The following is a 16,318-nucleotide window of genomic DNA, read 5'->3' as shown; positions in this document are numbered from 1 at the left end:
CAGTCCTGAGTTTACATCCAGATGGAGTCGTGAGCATTTTGGTTACCTTCGCAGAGTTTTCACCGTCGAATTCTTTCGCCGGCATGCCAACGACCGATGACAGCCTTGCCATGCACTGTGGCGAGCCCATGGAATTGGTGGTTCCGGCGGTAGGGCCACAGGCCGTGGAGTACTCTTTCGAGCCGGAAGAGGGTGAACCCGTCCACCTCCCGCCGGTCTGGCGCTGCAGCTGCGGCTTCCAGCTGGACGCCGGGGCCACCGCCCCGGAGGGGCTGCTGGAACCCGCGTCCGCCTACGTGTCCGCACTCTGCGCGTAATGTCCGCGACCCTCGCCACGCCGGCCGGCTTCGCCGGACCAACTTGCCCCGCGGCGCCGGCTGCCTCCGGTGCATCCATCGGCCGGCACGCCGTCGGGCATGCGAAAGACGCCGTCCTGGCAGGCCGCTATGAACTGCGGGAACGCGTGGGCAGGGGTTCTGCAGCCGAGGTATACCGTGCTGTCGACCTGGCCGGAGGCCCGGATGCTGCCGTGAAGATCGCGGTGGCGGGCGAGCCGAAGAACCGCAACGTGATTCTCAACGAAGCGGCCGTCCTGGCAACCCTGGACCACCCCTCGATCATTCGCTTCATCGCCTCCGGAACCACTCGCGGGGACGGCACCCACGCCGGCCGGCCCTACCTGGTGGAAGAGCTTGCGCTCGGTCAGAGCCTGGCCCGGGTGGCGGCGCTGGGGCGCTGCCCCGAACGGGAGCTGGCGGCCTGGGCGCACTGCCTCTTTGAGGCGCTCGCCCACCTGCACTCCCACGGGCTGGTCCACAGGGACATCAAGCCTTCCAACCTGATGCTCAGCGGACTTCGGCGCAGCCCCGTACGCATCATCGACTTCGGCATCACCGCCCGCTCGGGAGCTTCCCCGGAGCCCGGCATTTCCTCCGGCACAGTGCACTACATGAGCCCGGAACAGGCCTCCGGGGGCGCGGCCCGGCATTCGTGGGACATCTACTCCATGGGCCTGGTGCTTCTTGAACTGCATACCGGCGCGAAGGCCTTCCCGGGAACGGCCGTCGAGTCACTGGTGGCACGGACCTTCCGCAGCCCCCATGTCCCGGATTCGCTGGATCCGGAGTGGCGGTCCTTTCTCTGCTCCCTCACTGCCATGGACAGTGCAGAACGGCCGACGGCGGCGGAGGCCGCCGTCACGGCGGCGCGCCTGATGCGCCGCTAGATCAGCGGGCAGGACCGGTCTGCTGGCAGCCTCCCCAGTTACGGCCGGACGCCGCCGCGGCCGGCCGGGTCCTGCGCGGCGGGATCGGCCAGCGCGAGTCCGCCGATAGGGCTGCCGTCCCAGTGAATGAGGGTCCAGCCTCTGTCAGGATCGCCTTCCAGGGCAACGATGCCGGTGTTGGACAGCATGTGGCGGGCGGCGAACTCGTGGTCCACGTCCCTGGCCCGGTAGCCGGCCCAGGTCCGGATGGCTGCGCCGTGGCTGACAACGGCGGCTGCGGCGTGCTCCCGGGCTGCGGCCCGCCCGGCCACCTCCGCAATGGCGGCATCGAAGCGGCCAAAGAACTCGTGTCCGTCCGGCCCCGCGGGCATCCTGCGGTCCAGCTCGCCCGCAGCCCAGGAAAACACTGTTCCCAGATAGCGGCGGATGGACTCGTGGTCCGTCAGAAGTTCCAGCGCACCCGCTTCGATTTCCTGCACGCCCTCCAGGACTTCCACGTCCAGGTTGTGCAGCCGGCCCAGCGGAGCTGCAGTCATCCGTGTGCGGACCAGGGTGGAGGCATAGAGTGCTCCGATCGGCTCATGCGCCAGTGAACGCGCCATCGCCTCGGCCTGCCGCTCTCCGAGTTCGGTGAGCCCGGGCCCGGGGTGGGCGGTGTCCAGCTGGCCCAGGACGTTCCCGGGAGTCTGGCCGTGCCGGATGAGGAGGAGCTTCATTCTCCCAGTTTCGCACCCTCCCGGCCCGGCGCCGCTGCGTTAACGCGAACGCGCCGGGCCCCGAAGAGCCCGGCGCCGCCGTCGTACGCTGCAGTGGGGGGAGCCGCCTATTTGAGGTGGTCCACCAGCTGGTCCGCGATGCCCGTGTACTTGCCCGGGGTGAGCGCCAGCAGGCGCGCCTCGGCCTCGGGCGAGAGGCCCAGGCCCTGCACGAATTCCTGCATGCGGGCCGCGTCCACGCGCTGGCCGCGGGTCAGGTCCTTGAGGCGCTCATACGGGTTCTCCATGCCTTCGACGCCGGCAATCGCCTCGGCGCGCATGACCATCTGGATGGCCTCGCCCAGGACTTCCCAGTTGGTGTCCAGGTCCCCGGCCAGCACCTCTTCCGCGACGTCCAGGCGCTCCAGGCCCTTGGCCACGTTGGAGATGGCCAGCAGGGAGTGGCCGAACGCCACACCGATGTTGCGCTGGCTGGAGGAGTCCGTGAGGTCACGCTGCCAGCGGGAGGTGACCAGGGTGGAACCCAGCACGTCCAGCAGGCCGGAGGAGATTTCCAGGTTGGCTTCGGCGTTCTCGAACCGGATGGGGTTCACCTTGTGCGGCATGGTGGAAGAGCCCGTGGCGCCGGCCACCGGGATCTGCGCGAAGTAGCCGATGGAAATGTAGCTCCAGATGTCCGTGCAGACGTTGTGCAGGATGCGGTTGAAGCGTGCCACGTCGGCGTAAAGCTCAGCCTGCCAGTCGTGGCTTTCGATCTGCGTGGTGAGCGGGTTCCAGGTGAGCCCCAGGCCTTCCACGAACGACTTCGAGACCCGCTGCCAGTCAGCGGTGGGGACCGATGCGACGTGGGCGGCGTAAGTGCCGGTGGCGCCGTTGATCTTGCCCAGGTACTCAGTCCTGGCGATCCGGTCCAGCTGGCGATGCAGGCGGTGCGCGATGACCGCGAGTTCCTTGCCCAGCGTGGTGGGGGTGGCGGGCTGGCCGTGGGTGCGGGAGAGCATGGGGACGGCACGGTTGTCCTCCGCCATCCTGCTGATCTGGGCCACGAGGTTGCGGGCGGCCGGGAGCCACACGTCCTCCACAGCTCCCTTGACGCCCAGGGCGTAGGAGAGGTTGTTGATGTCCTCGGACGTGCAGCCAAAGTGGACCATCGCGGTCAGGTTTTCGATGCCGATGGCGGGCAGGCGGCGTCCGATGTAGTACTCCACTGCCTTCACGTCGTGGACGGTCACGGCCTCGATCTCCGCGAGCTCGGCAACGGAGGCGGCGTCGAATTCGGTGACGATGGCACGGAGCCGGTCCTGCTGTTCCGGGCTCAGGGGACCCGCGCCCGGGAGGACGTTGTTGCTGGTCAGGTGGATGAGCCACTCAACTTCAACGGCCACGCGGTCGCGGTTCAGCGCGGCTTCGGACAGGTAGTCCACCAGCGGCGCGACGGCGGCCTGGTAACGGCCGTCCAGCGGGCCCAGCGCGATCTGTTCCTGGGACGCGGCGAGGGCCAGGCGTCCTGAGGGCGTACGGGTGTCTGTGGCGGCAGTCTGAGGCATGTGCTGATTCTTTCACGAACTCCCCCACCCCTCTAAGCGGGGCGGCCTGCATTACTGGCCGCCGCCCTTTTATCCACATAGACGACGGCGGCAGTTACCTTCGCGGCGGACCGTCCCTACCGTGGTGTCCGGAACGGGGCAAAGGGGAACACACTATGGGCCATGATCCAATGTCGGGGATCAGAACGGAGCCACCTCGCGCCGTGGAGCTGGAGCACCTGGCACTCCGTGCTGAGGCCTGCGCCGCCAGGGTGGAGGAGGTCCTGCGGCGCTGCGGCGAAATCCAGCTGCTCAATTGGCAGTCACCGGCGGGCAATGCCTACCGGCGCAGGGTCGCAGAACACGCTGCGGTTCTGCGGAACGCGTTGGACCGGCTCCATGAGGGGGGCGTTGCCATCAGGAACCGCGCCCGGGAGGCGCCTGAGTACGGGGCCGCGGCTCCACCCCGATGGCCGTGATGATGCGCGTGGACTCCGGGGACGACTCGCTGCGCATCCATGGGCCGGCCGTGGACGGCAGCCTGGTGATCAGGGGCGGCACCGGCGGCATCAGCGTCCAGTCTGCCGAGCTGACGGGAGGCGCGGAAAAGCTGGATGCCCTGGCAGATGAGCTGCAGGCGGTCCAAGCAGAAACCGGGCGGATCCTGCAGGAACTTTGCCGGCTTGAGCGCCTGCCGCCATGGTCCACTGCGCCGGCAGCTGATGCCGTGCGGGCCGGGCACGGAATTGTCGGCCGCGTTGCGGCGGACATGGAGGGCACCGGCGCCCGGATCAGGGACTGCATCCGTGACTACCAGTTGGCCGAGGCGGGAGCGGTGGCCCGGCGGACGCTGGGATTCCTTACTTGGGGCGAGGTGTCGCAGCGGGTAACGAATTTCCTGGCCACTTGGGTGCCGGACCGCGACACTCTGGATCAGACGATGGCGGTCGGGGTGGTTGGCGCGGGGGCGGTGCTGGCATCATCGCTGACCCAGGCGGTCGAGGGCGTCCCTCCGGACTTCCTCTCCCGTCCTCTTGATGCGCGGCGGGCGGAAACGCTGCAGGTACAGCTTGATGCCAGCCCGGCAGGACTGTTGGAGCGCATCCGCGCCATCGAGGCGCGCGGAGCCGGGTACATCGAGGTCATCGAAGTCGGCGACGCCGGCCGCAAGGCCTATGTCGTTGTGGTGCCGGGGACGCAGTCGGTGGCTGTCGGCCAGGACAACCCTTTTGACCTGGGCGGCATCCACGAGTCCATGGCCTGGGATTCCGGGCACGTCACGGCTGCGATCCTGCAGGCCCTGAAGGCGGCCGGAGCCCACGAAGGCGACCCGGTAGTGGCGGTGGGATACAGCCAGGGCGGGATCCACGCCATGAACTTCGCGGCAGACCCACAGGTCCTGGAGAAGTTCGACGTCCGCTATGTCCTTACGGCGGGTTCGCCGGTGGGGCGCATCGAACCGGGGCGGGGTGTCGAGTTGCTCCACCTTGAGCACCAGGCGGACGGAGTGCCCGGGGGAGACGGGACCCCTAACCCGGATACCGGCCATCGGGTCACGGTCACTCTCACCAACGACGTGTCCGGTTATGAGCGCGGTGCCCTGGGGCCGGGACATGCGCTGGCCAACTATGAAGACGGTGCCCGCGCGGTCTCCGCCAGCACAGATCCCGCGCTTGCGGCCTCATCCGCTGTGCTCACGGGTGTCCTGGGTGCGGGAGGCACGGCAACGGCCACGCGGTTTTCCCTGACCAGGGCGGAACCGCAGTCGGGCAGTCCGTTCCGGCCGTTCTCTCCCCGCGTGCACCGTTCGGATGTCAGCTACGGCCCGGACGTCAGCGCCGGCCGGCACCGGCAAGCCGGCCGGTCACCAGGGAGATGAGGGTGATGATGATGGCCGCCAGCACAGCGGTCCAGAAGAAGGAGTCAATGGTGAATTTTACCGGCGTGTAGCTGCTGATCCAGGCTGTCAGGTACAGCATCGCCGCATTGATGACGATGGTGAACAGGCCCAGCGTGAGGACGGTGAGGGGAAGCGCCAGGAAGCTCACCACGGGGCGGACCAGCGCGTTGACAACCCCGAAAATCGCCCCGATGAACAGGTAGGCAAGTACTACGCCCGTGGTCTCACTTCCCTGCGTGACCCCGGTCTTTGCCACGGCCTCGGACGCGGCGGAGGTGGTGATGTCCAGTCCCGGCAGGATCCAGCTGGCAACCCAGAGGGCGGCAGCGTTGATGATGACCCGCAGGATGATGCGCATGGACCAATGTTTCCACACAGTCCGCGCATCTGAGGGTTGCCTTCCGAAAGTCACCCGACGGAGGGCTGAGCTCCGCCGGGTGACCCGTCAAACGCTTCAGCTAGCGCATCTGGCCGTTTGGCTTTTGTGCCACCGAAACGTCGGCAACGATGGGCAGGTGGTCGGATGCCGCCGTGTTGATCACCTCAGCGAAGCGAGGTTCGATTTCCCCTTCACTGAGGATGTAGTCGATGCGGCGGGTGGGGTTCTCCACCGGCATCGTGTAGTCACTGCTTTGGCCGAGCGCGGCGAAGACATCATGGAAGCGCGTCATGAGTTGCTGCATTTCGATCGACTCCGGAACTGCGTTGAGGTCGCCCACCAGCAGGGACGGTCTGTGGGATTCGGCGGTGATCGCCATCATTTCCTTGACCTGCAGCTGGCGCTGTTCGCTCCGGCGGTGATCAAGATGGGTGTTGTAGAAGCTGATGTGGTTGCCCGCAACGTTGATGACCGTCTCAAGGAGCCCGCGCTGCTCCGTCGGCTTCTCCGCGTATTGAATGTTGGTGAGCAGGTGGTTCTCTGAGCTGAGGATCGGATATTTGCTGAGTACCGCCGTTCCGTACTGGCGGCGCTCGGTCCGTCCCGGTTCCGGGTCCAGGTCGAGGTTTGCCGCAAACACGTAGTGCATGTCCAGCCGCTCAGCCAACCACGCGGCCTGGTCTTGGTAATTGCTGCGTGCGGACCAGTGACGGTCCACCTCCTGCAGGCCGACAAGCCGGGCCCCGGTGGCCTCGATTTCCTGCGCAATCCGTTCCAGGTCAAGCACGTCTTCGCCACTGGCGCCGTGGTGGATGTTGTAGGACATGACCCGGATCTCGCTGTGGCCAGTTGTCTTAATATCCTCCTCGGCGTGCGCTGGCGCATGCGCGGCCAGCACACCGGCGACCGCCAGTGCTGCAGCTGTGAGCGCCGCGGCAAACTTTCGCATCATCATTGTGGTGTCTTTCCTGTTGGTCCTCGTGGGCTGCCAGTCCATCAGTGCAACGTGACGCCGGGGCAAAGAATTGGTGAACCGTACCGGCCCCCGCGGAAGATGATTGCCGGGAAGTAGGCTAAGCCCCATGACTCCTTCTGATGCCCTGGCTGGCGGAATCCCGCCCCGTCCCGTGGTGAACAGGCTGCCCCGGTACGCCGCCGGCAAGCCCCCCGTCACCGTCGAGGGACTGGCAAGCTACAAGCTGTCCTCCAACGAAAATCCGCTGCCTCCGCTCCCCGCCGTCGTGGACGCAATTGCACTGCAAACCGACTTCAACAGGTATCCGGATCCGCTCAGCAGCCGGCTGCGGGCCACGCTGGCGGAATTCCTCGACGTCCCGGCCGATGACATTGTCACCGGCGCCGGCAGCCTGGGCGCGCTCAACCAGATCCTGGCCACCTTCGCCGGGCAGAATGACGACGGCAAGGCCGACGAAGTCATCTATGCGTGGCGGTCCTTCGAGGCCTACCCCATCAGCGTGGGCCTGGCCGGAGCCGAGAGCGTCCGCGTTCCCGTCACCGCCGACGGCCGCCACGACCTCGACGCCATGGCCGGTGCCGTCAGCGCCCGGACCAAGGTCATCCTGCTCTGCACGCCCAACAACCCAACCGGCCCGGCGCTGACCGCGGCAGAAACCGAGCGCTTTATCCGCTCCGTGCCCTCTCACGTGGTGGTGGTGATCGACGAGGCCTACCAGGAGTTTGTCCGCGCTGGAGATGCGGTGGACGGCATCGCCATGTACCGGAAGTATCCCAATGTGGTGGTGCTCCGGACGTTCTCCAAGGCCCATGGCCTGGCCGGGCTCCGGGTGGGTTACAGCGTGTCCGGCCCGGAACTTACCCGGCACCTGAGGGTGGCGGCCACGCCTTTCGCCGTGTCGCAGATCGCCGAAAGAGCCGCCATGGTTTCGGTGCAGAACTATGACCAGGTTGTAGAAAGGGTACAAAGCCTCGTGGACGAACGCTCCCGGGTGATGGCTGGACTGCGTGACCTTGGCTGGCGCGTCCCTGACGCGCAGGGCAACTTCGTGTGGCTGGAACTTGGTGCGGAAAGCGCCCGGTTCGCTGAGCTGGCCGGGGAACGCGCGCTGTCCGTGCGGGCCTTCCCGGGTGAGGGTGTCCGGGTCAGCATCGGCGAGGAAGAGGCGAATACCCGCTTCCTGGGCCTATGTGCGGACTATACAAACGCGCCCGGAGGTTCCTAGCGCTTAACAAGTAGCCCTGCCGCCTGGTGCTGCGGATAAAGTTAGGATCAGTAAGCCAATGTATATGCCGCGTGGGGAATCTATGCCCCGCGCGGCATATATCCCAGCTATATTGCGGTCCTTCCGGACGCGGCAAGCGAGGAGACGGTATGGGCACACATCTGCCTGCCACCGAGTTCGACGGAACAGCGGTTGAGGACCAGCGTGAAGCTGATGCCGAAGCGGTTATGGGCGAGCCCCCGGTAAAGATGGTCCAGTTGCTGGCCGCGGATGGAAAGCTCGGCCACGACCCCGTCTATAGCCCGTACGCGGAAAAACTGACTCCGGAAGCTCTCCGCGGCCTGTACGCGGACATGGCCTCCATCCGCCGGTTCGACGTCGAGGCAACCGCCCTGCAGCGCCAGGGCCAACTGGCTCTCTGGGTGCCCCTGACCGGCCAGGAAGCCGCACAGATCGGCTCCGGCCGGGCCAGCCGTCCGCAGGACTACATCTTCCCCACCTACCGCGAACACGGCGTAGCGCTGACCCGCAACGTGGACCTGGCCGAACTTCTGCGCCAGTTCCGCGGCGTGTCCAATGGCGGCTGGAACCCCAGAGATACGAACTTCCACCTGTACACCCTTGTCCTGGCCGCCCAGACCCTCCATGCGGTGGGCTACGCCATGGGCATCCAGCGGGACCGGAAGCTCGCCGGGGCCGGCGGGCAGGAAGCCGCTGATGCGGCCGTGATTGCCTACTTCGGCGACGGCGCCAGCTCCGAGGGCGACGTCCACGAATCCATGGTGTTCGCCTCCTCCTACAACGCGCCTGTGGTGTTCTTCTGCCAGAACAACCATTGGGCCATCTCCGTCCCGACCAACGTCCAGACCAAGGTTCCGCTGTCCGACCGGGCCAAGGGCTACGGCTTCCCGGGTATCCGGGTGGACGGCAACGATGTCATCGCTGTCCACGCCGTCACCGAATGGGCGCTGGAGCACGCCCGCCAAGGCAAGGGCCCGGTGCTGATTGAGGCCTTCACCTACCGGGTCGGCGCCCACACCACGGCGGACGACCCCACAAAGTACCGCGAATCGGCTGAAGAGGACGCCTGGCGCGCCAAGGATCCCCTGATGCGGCTCGAGAAGTACCTGCGCGCCGAGGGACTGGCGGACGACGTGTTTTTCGACCAGGTCAAGGCGGACGGCGATGAGCTCGCCGCCTACGTAAGGCGCACCACCCACGACCTGGAAAGCCCGGACATCCGTTCCGCCTTCGCCAATACCTACGCGGAGGCCCATCCGCTGGTGGCCGAGGAACTGGCCTGGTTTGAGGACTACAGCGCCGGGTTTGCCGGTGACGCGGCAAGCGAAGAATCCGGCGCAGCAGCAGAGGCAGGCCACTGATGACCACCATGACCATCGCCAAGGCCATCAACGAGGGCCTCCGGGCCACGCTGGCCGCCAACCCAAAGTCGCTGCTGATGGGCGAGGACATCGGCCCGCTGGGCGGCGTCTACCGGGTCACCGACGGCCTGATTGGCGAGTTCGGCCCGGACCGGGTGGTGGACACCCCGCTGGCGGAATCCGGCATCATCGGCACCGCAATCGGCCTTGCGCTGCGCGGCTACTACCCGGTGTGCGAAATCCAGTTCGACGGCTTTGTCTTCCCCGGTTTCAACCAGATCACCACGCAACTGGCCAAGATGCACGCCCGCAGCAACGGCAACCTCACAGTTCCAGTGGTGATCCGCATTCCGTACGGCGGCGGCATCGGTTCAGTGGAGCACCACTCCGAATCGCCCGAGGCGCTTTTTGCCCACACGGCCGGGCTGCGCATCATCACCCCGTCGAACCCGCACGATGCCTACTGGATGATCCAGCAGGCCGTCGCCTGCCAGGACCCGGTCATCGTGTTCGAGCCCAAGCGGCGCTACTGGCTCAAGGGCGAGGTGGACACGGCCACCCCGGGACCGTCCGCGGATCCGTTCCGGGCCCACGTCCTGCGCACTGGCAACGACGCCACCATCCTGGCCTATGGCCCGCTGGTTCCCGTCGCCCTCGCCGCCGCTGACGCTGCCCAGGAGGACGGCCGCAGCGTGGAGGTAATCGACCTCCGTTCCATCTCGCCGATCGACTTCGAGACGGTGACCGCTTCGGTGCAGAAGACCGGACGCCTGATCGTTGCCCACGAGGCGCCCACCTTCGGCGGGATCGGTGGCGAAATCGCAGCCCGCGTCAGCGAGCGGGCCTTCCACTCGCTGGAAGCGCCCGTCATCCGCGTGGGCGGCTTCCACATGCCGTATCCAGTGGCCAAGGTGGAGGAAGACTACCTTCCGGACATCGACCGCATCCTTGAGGCGCTGGACCGCGCCCTCGCGTACTGATTCCTGCCCAACCCGAGGACACCATGACACTGAACAAGTTCAACCTGCCGGATGTCGGCGAGGGCCTGACCGAGGCGGAGATCGTTTCCTGGAAGGTCAAGCCGGGAGACGCCGTGGCCGTCAATGACGTCCTGTGCGAGATCGAAACGGCCAAGTCCCTGGTGGAGCTGCCGTCGCCGTACGCCGGCACCATCAGCGAACTGCTGGTGCCGGAAGGCGTCACGGTGGACGTTGGCACGCCCATCATCAGCGTCAGCGACCACATCGCGGGCGACCCCACCCCTGCGGATGTCCGCGCCCCCGAAAATCGCGGGCAGCCGGCCCGGGCACCGGAAAAGCCGGCCCAGCCGCTCTACGGCACGCTTCCGGGAGCGGAAGCGGACAGCCCGGAGGCCGGACCGCTGGTGGGTTCGGGTCCCAAGGCCGACGCCGTCAAGCGCCGCCCGCGCAAAACGTCGCCGTCCGCCTCGGTGACGGTCAACGCCCCGGAGGTGGAGCCGATCCAGCCGCACACGCCTGCCGAGGTGTCCGCGAAAGCCGCCGCCGTCGACCCCCGGCCCACCCTCGGCGGTACCATCACCGGCCTGGTCAGCAAGGTGCTGGCCAAGCCGCCTGTCCGGAAGATCGCGCGGGACCTGGGCATCGACCTTGCCGATGTGGTGGCCACCGGTTCCCGCGGCGAGGTCACGCGCGAGGACCTGGTGAGCTACCAGGCCCAGCGTGACGCCGAACTGGACAAGGCGACCGGTTTTTGGGGTGCCGCGGGGAAGCCGCAGGACCAGCGGATTGAACGGGTCCCCGTCAAGGGTGTCCGCAAAGCCACGGCGAAGGCGATGGTGGACTCCGCGTTTTCCGCCCCGCATGTGAGCATTTTCGTGGACGTCGACGCCAGCCGGACCATGGAATTCGTCAAGCGGCTCAAGGCGTCACGGGACTTCGAAGGCATCCGGGTCTCGCCCCTGCTCATCCTGGCCAAGGCCGTCATCTGGGCCGCGGCGCGGAACCCCAGCGTCAACGCCAGCTGGGTGGACAACGCTGACGGAACCGCCGAGATCCAGGTGAAGCACTTCATGAACCTTGGCATCGCGGCCGCCACCCCCCGCGGCCTGATGGTGCCCAACATCAAGAACGCCCAGGACCTGTCCCTCAAGGAACTCGCACAGGCGCTCAACAGCCTGGCCACCACAGCGCGGGCCGGCAAGACGCAGCCGGCGGAGATGCAGGGCGGGACGCTGACCATCACCAACATCGGCGCCCTGGGCATTGACACCGGAACTCCCATCATCAACCCGGGCGAGGTGGCAATCGTGGCCTTCGGCACCATCAAGCAGAAGCCGTGGGTGCTGGACGGCGAGGTGATTCCGCGCTGGATCACCACTTTGGGCGGATCCTTCGACCACCGGGTGGTGGACGGCGACCTGTCGGCCCGCTTCATGGCTGACGTGGCCGCGATCCTGGAGGAACCGGCGCTGCTGCTGGACTAAGTCCCTGCGCCGTCCTGAGAACAGAACCCTCCTGCGGGATCGCAGGAGGGTTCTGTTCCGGGTCGTGCGCCGGTGGCGCTAGTCGGCGTCGTACGTGTTGGCGATGTACACATCGCAGGGGGCGTTGTGCGCGACGCTGTTGGCGACGCTGCCCAGCACCCGGCCGATCCCGTGCATCCGGCGGTTACCCACCACTATGATCCGGGCATCCATGCGCAGCGCTTCCTTGATGAGGGCGTCGGCCGGGCGGCCGCGGGCGGAGGAGTAGGTCACCTTGACGTCCCGGCCCAGCGACTCCGCGACGGTGCGGGCCACGTGCTCGGCAGCATCTGCGTCGGAGACGATCCAGCGGTCGCTGCCGCTGCCGAACACCTCGGTGCGGTCGCTGTCGAAGGCCGAGACCACGTGCAGCGATGCACCCAGTGCCGCCGCGAGGTCCCTCGCAGACTCTGCTGCCTTCTTGGCCGTGGCGCTGCCGTCCACGCCTACAACGATGGTTCCGCTCATGTGTGTGCTCCTTTGCTCATGTCATACGCGATGTGTGAGGCCAACGCTACAGCGCGGCGATGGCTTCCCGCAGTACCGGCGCCAGGCGCCGCACGCCTTCGGTGATGGACTCCGGGGGCACGGCACTGAAGGCGAGGCGCAGTTTGTTCGACGGCTCGTCCGACGGCGTGAAGGCGGCTCCCGGGATAAACACCACTCCGGCGTCGATCGCCTTTTGCAGCAGCGGGTAGGTGTCCAGCCCCTCGGGCAGCGTCACCCAGACGAAGAATCCGCCCTCGGGGCTGGTCCAGCTGGTTCCGGCGGGCATGTGCTCTTCCAGGGCCGCCAGCATGGCCCGGCACCGTTCGGCGTAGAGGCCGCGGTACGTCTCGATCTGTCCGCGCCAGTCGAAGTCGCGGAGGTACGCCGAAACGAGCATCTGATTCAGGGCCGGAGGGCAGAGGGTGACAGCCTCGGCTGCGAGGTAGTAACGGCGCTGCAGATGCTCCGGAACCAGGGCCCAGCCGATGCGCAGGCCAGGCGCGAAGATCTTGGAAAACGACCCCATGTAAATGACGTCGGCCGGGTTCGCGGCCCGCAGCGGAGCCAGGGGTTCACCGTCGAAACGGAGCAGACCGTACGGGTTGTCCTCCAGGATCAAGATATTCGCCTTACGGCATATATCGACAATCTGCTGCCGCCGTTCCTTCGCCAGCGTGATCCCGGAAGGGTTGTTGAAGTTCGGGATGGTGTACAGGAACTTGACGTTCCTGCCCGCCAACTGGAGTGCGGCAATCCTGGCTTCAAGCAGTTCCGGCACCAGCCCGGACTGGTCCATTTCGACGGTCTCCACCTGGACCTGGTAGGCCTCGAAGGTGTTCAGGGCGCCCACGTACGTGGGGTCCTCCACGAGGACCACGTCCCCCGGGTTGCAGAAGACTTTGGTTGCGATGTCCTGGGCCGACTGCGAGCCCGCGGTGATCACCACGTTCTCCGGGCGGGCATCCAGGATGCCCTCGGCGGCCATCACTTCGCAGATCTGGGCGCGCAGTTCCGGGGTACCCTGTCCGGCGCCATACTGCAGTGCGGTGAGGCCGTCGCGGGCAATGATCTCCGCCGCGGTGGCAGCCAGGCGGTCCAGCGGAAGTGACTGCAGGTAGGGGCTGCCGCCGGCCAGGGAGACAAGCCCCGGGCGCATGGAGATGTCGAAGACGTCGCGGACGGCGGACTGACGGATGTTTGCGGCGCGCTCCGAGAAAAGTTCCTCGTGGCGGTGGGCGGACGTGGCCGCCCTCTCGATGGCATCAATTGCTTCAGCTGGCAGCGTCCCTGCTGCGGCGTCGATTGTTTCGTGTGTCACACCATCAGGATACAGCCTCTTGTTGCCAAAAAGGCAACAGATGTTGAGTACTGATTTACAGGAGTCCGTACTGCGGCTCCAACGCCGCAGTGCCCGGTGCGCATGACGCGCACCGGGCACTGCGGGTTCAGGCGGGCGGGAGCTTAGGCTGCCGCGCGGTCTGCGGCCAAGGCGTCGAAAATGCCCCGGATCTGCTCAACGACTTCGGCGTCGTCCTTGGGGTGGACCTCAGCAAAGCGGACCATGGAGCCGGGAACGGCGAGCTTGACGTCCTCCAGGACCTCGGCGCCGGCGATGCCAACGGCCTTGCGGGCCTCATCCTGTGCCCATACGCCGCCGTACTGGCCAAAAGCGGTTCCGACGACGGCGGTCGGCTTGCCCGCGAGGGCGCCGGCGCCGAACGGGCGGGACAGCCAGTCGATGGCGTTCTTCAGGGAGGCGGGGACGGTGCCGTTGTGCTCGGGGGTCACCAGCAGCAGGGTGTCCGCCTCGCCGGCGGCGGCGCGGAGCGCAGCGGCCGCGGCCGGGACCTTGCCTTCCACGTCGATGTCCTCGTTGTAGAACGGGATGTTGCCCAGGCTTTCGTGGATGACGACATCCACGTGCTCCGGCGCGTTGAGCTGGATCGCCTCAGCCAGCTTCTGGTTGGTGGACTCAGCGCGCAGGCTGCCGACGAGGGTCAGGACGGTGCTTTTCGTCATGGGAACTCCTGGGTTGGTATCGGGTTGCATTCCGGGCTGAACGCGGCTGGCGCTTATCACCGGCTTTCACCAGAGTAAACGGACCGTAGTCCGTTTTCTATTCCCGGCACCTACACTGGAAGCTGTGAGATCCATCCCATTGGGGCCCGGCATTGCCCCCGGCCCGGCTCCGGAACGCAGCGACGCTGCCCGCAACCGGGAGCGCCTGCTCGGTGCCGCCCGCGAGCTCATCCGGGAGGGCGGGACCGCATGCCTCACCATGGACCTGCTCGCCAAGCACGCCGGCGTGGGGAAGGGGACCGTTTTCCGCAGGTTCGGCAGCCGCTCCGGACTCTTGCTCGCGCTCCTCGACGATTCCGAATCGGCCTTCCAGGCACGGTTCATGTTTGGCCCGGCCCCCTTGGGTCCCGGCGCCGCTCCGTTGAACCGGCTCGTTGCCTACGGGACGGAACGGATCCGGTATGTCGTGGAGTTCGGCGACCTGGTGTTGGCCGCGGAGAAGTCTTCGCCCGGACGGTTCGAGGTACCGGCCGCCGTCCTCGGCCAGCGGCACATCGACATGCTGCTGCGGCAGTCGGGGTTTGAACCGGAGCCTTGGCTGATGGCGGGCGCCCTGAGCGCGACCCTCGACCCGGAACGCATCCTGGGGCTCGTTCGGCGGGACAGGGTCAGTACGGAGCGGCTGGCTGCGTCGTGGCGCGACCTTGTCACACGGGTACTCGCCGGCGCTTAGCTCATGCACCTTTTTGGCTGTTCGTCCAGTCAAATCAACTTCACAAACTTATTCATAACGATCTGGCCCCGCAGGGCAGTTTTACCTGCAACGGCGTGCGGTTTGGGGCGTGCGTTGTGATACTTTCCTCTCAATGTGACCCGCAGCATGGTCCGCCAGGACTGGCCTTATGGGCAGCGGGAGCCCAGCTACCCGCTGGCGGAAGTTCCGGCGCGACGCCACAACCGTCCCGGCCGGGAACATTCGGAAGGATTCAACCCGTGCTCAGGTACCTCGCCAAACGCGGCATCACGTACGTCTTCATGATCTTCCTGACGACGTCGGCCGGATACTTCCTCGCGGTCAGTTCGCTCAAGCCCGCCCTCCTGGAGCAGGAGCGTATTCCCCGGCCCAGCCCGGAGCAGGTGGCCAACTCCATGCGGCTCAAGGGCCTTGATCCCCACCTGAGCCCGTGGGAGCGGTACGTCGAGTGGCTCACGGCAATCGTGACCCGCTGGGACTGGGGCCGCAGCCCCAACGGCGCCTTCATCAACGCCGAGTTCGGCGACCGGGTCTGGATCTCCACACGGCTCTTCCTGGCTTCCATCATCCTCACCCTGGTGATCGGTGTTGCCCTGGGCGTATATTCAGCCGCGCGCCAATACAAACTGCAGGACCGGGTCATCACGTCCTACAGCTACCTCGCCTACATTGTGCCTGCGCCGATCGCATACTTCCTGGTGCAGCTGGGCGCCATCAACATCAATGAGGGCGTGGGCCAGCGGATCTTCTTCGTCACTGGCATCTCAACCCCCGGCATCGCACCGGGGTGGGGACAGTTCCTGGACATGCTGGGCCACTACGTGGTGCCAACGGTGGCCATCACCCTGGTGGGCTGGGGTGCCTACCAAATTGCCCAGCGCCAGTACCTTCTGGACAACGTCAACGCCGACTTTGTCCGGACCGCCAGGGCCAAGGGCCTCACCCGGAACCAGGCCATCACCCGGCACGCCCTGCGGGTGTCCTTCATCCCGGTGGCCCAAAGCATCGCGTTCACCATCCCCGCCATTTTTGCCGGCGGCTTCTTCGCAGAGAAGATCTTCGCCTGGCCGGGCGTCGGCTCCTGGAGCATCGACGCCATTGCGCTCCAGGACGTCAACGCCGCCACGGCCACCCTGGCCTACGGCTCCGTCATCTTCGCGCTGGGAGCAATCCTGGCCGACTTCGCCACCACCCTTGTGGACCCGAGAGTGCGGGTGCAGTAAC

General features: G+C 66.6%; 16 protein-coding genes. 9 read left to right on the top strand and 7 right to left on the bottom strand.

What is annotated here, in order from left to right; genetic code table 11:
• The first annotated feature begins 29 nt into the window (after positions 1–29).
• On the top strand, positions 30–317 hold the full coding sequence (locus ACIQCN_RS06100) for a hypothetical protein (RefSeq protein WP_400607286.1): 288 nt from the start codon (positions 30–32) through the stop codon (positions 315–317).
• Complete coding sequence (locus ACIQCN_RS06095; RefSeq protein ID WP_400609935.1) at positions 317–1,225, top strand: serine/threonine-protein kinase; 909 nt, start codon at positions 317–319, stop codon at positions 1,223–1,225. The genes ACIQCN_RS06100 and ACIQCN_RS06095 overlap by 1 nt, the downstream gene beginning before the upstream one ends.
• Before the next feature lie 38 nt (positions 1,226–1,263).
• Here the strand turns inward: ACIQCN_RS06095 and ACIQCN_RS06090 are convergent, their stop codons facing one another.
• Both ACIQCN_RS06090 and purB read right to left on the bottom strand, forming a co-directional pair.
• Positions 1,264–1,941, bottom strand: a complete 678-nt coding sequence (locus ACIQCN_RS06090; protein WP_400607290.1) for a histidine phosphatase family protein — start codon at positions 1,939–1,941, stop codon at positions 1,264–1,266.
• Between the two features lie 107 nt (positions 1,942–2,048).
• A complete protein-coding gene (gene purB / locus ACIQCN_RS06085) occupies positions 2,049–3,488 on the bottom strand; it encodes an adenylosuccinate lyase (RefSeq protein ID WP_400607293.1) in 1,440 nt (479 codons plus the stop codon).
• Between the two features lie 457 nt (positions 3,489–3,945).
• On the opposite strand from purB, the gene ACIQCN_RS06080 reads away from it, so the two are divergent.
• Positions 3,946–5,346, top strand: a complete 1,401-nt coding sequence (locus tag ACIQCN_RS06080; protein WP_400609933.1) for a hypothetical protein — start codon at positions 3,946–3,948, stop codon at positions 5,344–5,346.
• On the opposite strand, the gene ACIQCN_RS06075 is transcribed toward ACIQCN_RS06080, so the two are convergent.
• Both ACIQCN_RS06075 and ACIQCN_RS06070 read right to left on the bottom strand, forming a co-directional pair.
• Entirely contained in the window at positions 5,300–5,725 is a 426-nt protein-coding gene (locus ACIQCN_RS06075; RefSeq protein WP_400607296.1) for a phage holin family protein, read from the bottom strand. The genes ACIQCN_RS06080 and ACIQCN_RS06075 overlap by 47 nt on opposite strands.
• 100 nt (positions 5,726–5,825) lie before the next feature.
• Positions 5,826–6,743 carry an endonuclease/exonuclease/phosphatase family protein gene (locus ACIQCN_RS06070; protein ID WP_400609931.1) on the bottom strand — a complete coding sequence of 306 codons (918 nt, stop codon included), beginning with the start codon at positions 6,741–6,743 and terminating at the stop codon, positions 5,826–5,828.
• Between the two features lie 85 nt (positions 6,744–6,828).
• On the opposite strand from ACIQCN_RS06070, the gene ACIQCN_RS06065 reads away from it, so the two are divergent.
• From ACIQCN_RS06065 to ACIQCN_RS06050, 4 genes are all read left to right on the top strand, one after another.
• A complete protein-coding gene (locus ACIQCN_RS06065) occupies positions 6,829–7,947 on the top strand; it encodes a histidinol-phosphate transaminase (protein WP_400609930.1) in 1,119 nt (372 codons plus the stop codon).
• A gap of 149 nt (positions 7,948–8,096) precedes the next feature.
• Complete coding sequence (pdhA, locus tag ACIQCN_RS06060) at positions 8,097–9,329, top strand: pyruvate dehydrogenase (acetyl-transferring) E1 component subunit alpha (RefSeq protein WP_400607302.1); 1,233 nt, start codon at positions 8,097–8,099, stop codon at positions 9,327–9,329.
• Positions 9,329–10,309, top strand: a complete 981-nt coding sequence (locus tag ACIQCN_RS06055; RefSeq protein WP_400609929.1) for an alpha-ketoacid dehydrogenase subunit beta — start codon at positions 9,329–9,331, stop codon at positions 10,307–10,309. Before pdhA ends, ACIQCN_RS06055 begins: the two co-directional genes overlap by 1 nt.
• Positions 10,310–10,332: 23 nt before the next feature.
• Positions 10,333–11,793 (top strand): dihydrolipoamide acetyltransferase family protein, encoded by a 1,461-nt coding sequence (locus tag ACIQCN_RS06050; protein WP_400609927.1) that lies wholly within the window; start codon positions 10,333–10,335, stop codon positions 11,791–11,793.
• Between the two features lie 78 nt (positions 11,794–11,871).
• On the opposite strand, the gene ACIQCN_RS06045 is transcribed toward ACIQCN_RS06050, so the two are convergent.
• From ACIQCN_RS06045 to ACIQCN_RS06035, 3 genes are all read right to left on the bottom strand, one after another.
• A complete protein-coding gene (locus tag ACIQCN_RS06045; protein WP_400607308.1) occupies positions 11,872–12,300 on the bottom strand; it encodes a universal stress protein in 429 nt (142 codons plus the stop codon).
• 46 nt (positions 12,301–12,346) lie between these two features.
• Complete coding sequence (locus ACIQCN_RS06040) at positions 12,347–13,639, bottom strand: PLP-dependent aminotransferase family protein (protein WP_400607310.1); 1,293 nt, start codon at positions 13,637–13,639, stop codon at positions 12,347–12,349.
• Between the two features lie 143 nt (positions 13,640–13,782).
• Positions 13,783–14,340, bottom strand: coding sequence for an NAD(P)H-dependent oxidoreductase (locus ACIQCN_RS06035; protein ID WP_400609925.1), 558 nt, complete (start codon positions 14,338–14,340; stop codon positions 13,783–13,785).
• Between the two features lie 124 nt (positions 14,341–14,464).
• Between ACIQCN_RS06035 and ACIQCN_RS06030 the strand changes: the two genes are divergently transcribed.
• Positions 14,465–15,073: a TetR/AcrR family transcriptional regulator gene (locus ACIQCN_RS06030; RefSeq protein ID WP_400609923.1), complete on the top strand. Its 609-nt coding sequence runs from the start codon at positions 14,465–14,467 to the stop codon at positions 15,071–15,073.
• A gap of 260 nt (positions 15,074–15,333) precedes the next feature.
• On the top strand, positions 15,334–16,317 hold the full coding sequence (locus tag ACIQCN_RS06025) for an ABC transporter permease (RefSeq protein ID WP_400607317.1): 984 nt from the start codon (positions 15,334–15,336) through the stop codon (positions 16,315–16,317).
• Position 16,318 lies beyond the last annotated feature (1 nt).

Source organism: Pseudarthrobacter sp. NPDC092424 (assembly GCF_044754925.1).
In the GTDB taxonomy this organism is placed as follows: domain Bacteria; phylum Actinomycetota; class Actinomycetes; order Actinomycetales; family Micrococcaceae; genus Arthrobacter.
The sequence above is the reverse complement of the archived record's forward strand: the minus strand, read 5'-3'. Positions and strand labels throughout refer to the sequence as shown.

Bases quoted from the DNA above. Each gene is read 5' to 3' on its own strand.
- ACIQCN_RS06095 (WP_400609935.1), top strand. From the start codon at position 317: ATGTCCGCGACCCTCGCCACGCCGGCCGGCTTCGCCGGACCAACTTGC.
- ACIQCN_RS06090 (WP_400607290.1), bottom strand. From the start codon at position 1,941: ATGAAGCTCCTCCTCATCCGGCACGGCCAGACTCCCGGGAACGTCCTG.
- purB (WP_400607293.1), bottom strand. From the start codon at position 3,488: ATGCCTCAGACTGCCGCCACAGACACCCGTACGCCCTCAGGACGCCTG.
- ACIQCN_RS06080 (WP_400609933.1), top strand. From the start codon at position 3,946: ATGATGCGCGTGGACTCCGGGGACGACTCGCTGCGCATCCATGGGCCG.
- ACIQCN_RS06075 (WP_400607296.1), bottom strand. From the start codon at position 5,725: ATGCGCATCATCCTGCGGGTCATCATCAACGCTGCCGCCCTCTGGGTT.
- ACIQCN_RS06070 (WP_400609931.1), bottom strand. From the start codon at position 6,743: ATGGACTGGCAGCCCACGAGGACCAACAGGAAAGACACCACAATGATG.
- ACIQCN_RS06065 (WP_400609930.1), top strand. From the start codon at position 6,829: ATGACTCCTTCTGATGCCCTGGCTGGCGGAATCCCGCCCCGTCCCGTG.
- pdhA (WP_400607302.1), top strand. From the start codon at position 8,097: ATGGGCACACATCTGCCTGCCACCGAGTTCGACGGAACAGCGGTTGAG.
- ACIQCN_RS06055 (WP_400609929.1), top strand. From the start codon at position 9,329: ATGACCACCATGACCATCGCCAAGGCCATCAACGAGGGCCTCCGGGCC.
- ACIQCN_RS06050 (WP_400609927.1), top strand. From the start codon at position 10,333: ATGACACTGAACAAGTTCAACCTGCCGGATGTCGGCGAGGGCCTGACC.
- ACIQCN_RS06045 (WP_400607308.1), bottom strand. From the start codon at position 12,300: ATGAGCGGAACCATCGTTGTAGGCGTGGACGGCAGCGCCACGGCCAAG.
- ACIQCN_RS06035 (WP_400609925.1), bottom strand. From the start codon at position 14,340: ATGACGAAAAGCACCGTCCTGACCCTCGTCGGCAGCCTGCGCGCTGAG.